Raw genomic sequence first — 2281 nt, forward strand, 5'->3', positions numbered from 1 at the left:
TTGCATGCCTGAATTTTCAAGTGGTAGCCTTAATCAATGGCTGAGTGGACAAAAAAATGTTAGTGAAAATATTGAAAAGAGTATAGATATGATCCGTCATCATCCATTAGTACCTTCTGATATTGAAGTTCATGGTTTCAGGATTGATAGAACAGGTGAAAAAGAAATGGTTGTTAAAATTGCTACTAATAAAATAGTTGAAAAAGTTAATTAATCTATTAAAGACAAATAAATTCTTATGTATAAATTGCTGTTGTATAATAAATTTTATTATGTTTTAAGAATCAGAAGAGGTAGCCATGCAAAACAAAATTATCGTTATGTTTCAAAAAGATTTTCGTTTATATGATAACCCAGCTCTATTTGAGGCTGTTCAGTCCGGGAAGGTTCTTCCGGTATATGTACAAGATGAAACTTTTTCAATAGGAAGTGCGGCAAAGTGGTGGTTACACCATGCTATAATAGATGTCCAAAAGCAACTTAAGGCATTGGGCTCTACTTTAATAATCCGCAAAGGAAATATACAGGAAGAAATACTTTCTCTCATAAAACAATTAGATATAACGGCTGTATATTGGAATAGTTGTTATGATCCAGACAGGTTAAAATCTAATCAAAAAATGAAAATGATATTAGAAGATAAAGGTATTATTTGTAAGGAATTTAATTCGCATTTATTATTAGAACCGTGGATTATAAAAAAGAAGGATAACACTGAATATAAGGTGTTTACGCCTTTTTACAATGCATTTCAAAAGCAGGTAATACCTAAACCTATTAGCAGAGTACAGAGTATAAAGTGGGGAAGCTCTTTACCAGCAAGCTTATCTGTCTCAGAATTACACTTGTTGCCGACTATACCGTGGACATCTCATATGGAAGCAATATGGGAGCCTACAGAGGAAGGGGCATACAAAACATTTAAGAAATTTTTCTCTAGTAAATTAGCCTCTTATAGTGAAGGAAGAGATTTTCCAAATCAAAATGCTCATTCAATGTTGGCGCCATATCTTTCATTTGGCCAAATATCAGTGAAGTTAATGTATCACTACTTAATAAATAAAAGTACCGAAAGACAATGTAGTTTTTTTGAAAAACAAGTGATTAGTTTTATACGCCAATTAATTTGGAGAGAGTTTTCTTATTATTTGCTATATCACTATCCGTTTACAGTATATAAACCTCTTAATAAAAACTTTGAACATTTTCCGTGGAATAAGGAAGAGGAGTTATTAAGAGTATGGCAGAAGGGTGAAACTGGTTATCCGTTTATTGATGCGGGAATGCGAGAACTATGGCAAACCGGTTTTATGCATAATCGGGCAAGAATGGCTGTAGCCTCTTTTCTTGTAAAGCATTTGTTAATTCCGTGGCAAGAAGGTGCAAAATGGTTTATGGATACACTACTAGATGCTGATATTGCAAATAATACAATGGGATGGCAATGGGTTGCTGGAAGTGGAGCAGATGCATCCCCGTACTTTCGTATTTTTAATCCTATCACACAAGGAGAAAAGTTTGATAAAAATGGAGAGTATATAAGAAGATGGGTACCAGAATTAAGAGATATCCCAAACAAATATATACATAAACCTTGGGAAGCACCTGAGCATATTTTACAAAAATCCAATATAAAACTTGGGAATACATATCCTTATCCGATTGTTGGTCATAAGGCAGCACGAGAAAGAGCCCTTTGTGCATATAAAAATATGAAAGAATTTGTATGAAATAGGTTAAACAATATGTATTTAGAATTTTATCCATTATAAGGACATACTAATCATATAAAGTTTCTATAATCTTCTAGTAAAAAGGAGAATGTTTATGAAAAAATCTAGTATTATAGTATTTTTACTAACATATGGTTTGTTTTATGTTTCTAGTGTTTTATTCCCTATTGATCGTACTTGGTATGATGCGTTAGAAAAGCCGTCTTGGACACCTCCTGGTATGACAATCGGAATGATATGGGCTGTATTATTTGGACTTATTGCATTATCAGTAGCAATTATTTACAACAACTATGGATTTAAGCCAAAAACATTTTGGTTTTTATTCCTTTTAAATTATATATTCAATCAAGCGTTCAGCTATTTTCAATTTAGCCAAAAGAATTTGTTTTTAGCAACAATAGATTGTTTACTAGTCGCTATTACTACGTTGCTTCTCATAGCGGTTTCTTCCAATTTATCTAAAGTATCGACATGGTTGCTAATTCCATATTTTTTATGGACTGCATTTGCTACATATTTATCTTGGACCATTTATAGTATAAATT

The 2281-nt window shown here is 32.3% G+C and carries 2 protein-coding genes and 1 pseudogene; all 3 read left to right on the top strand.

The features are described 5' to 3' along the window. Positions 1-214 (top strand): annotated as a pseudogene (locus ABWK52_RS27835) (carbonic anhydrase); the annotation flags it as partial. Positions 215-299: 85 nt separating this feature from the next. Continuing rightward, positions 300-1730 (top strand): cryptochrome/photolyase family protein, encoded by a 1431-nt coding sequence (locus ABWK52_RS27840; RefSeq protein ID WP_098542020.1) that lies wholly within the window; start codon positions 300-302, stop codon positions 1728-1730. Positions 1731-1827: 97 nt separating this feature from the next. Then, positions 1828-2281 (top strand): TspO/MBR family protein (locus tag ABWK52_RS27845; RefSeq protein WP_000749742.1); only part of this gene is annotated, 454 nt, incomplete at its 3' end.

Source organism: Bacillus sp. AP50, from assembly GCF_040492675.1.
Classification (GTDB): domain Bacteria; phylum Bacillota; class Bacilli; order Bacillales; family Bacillaceae_G; genus Bacillus_A; species Bacillus_A cereus.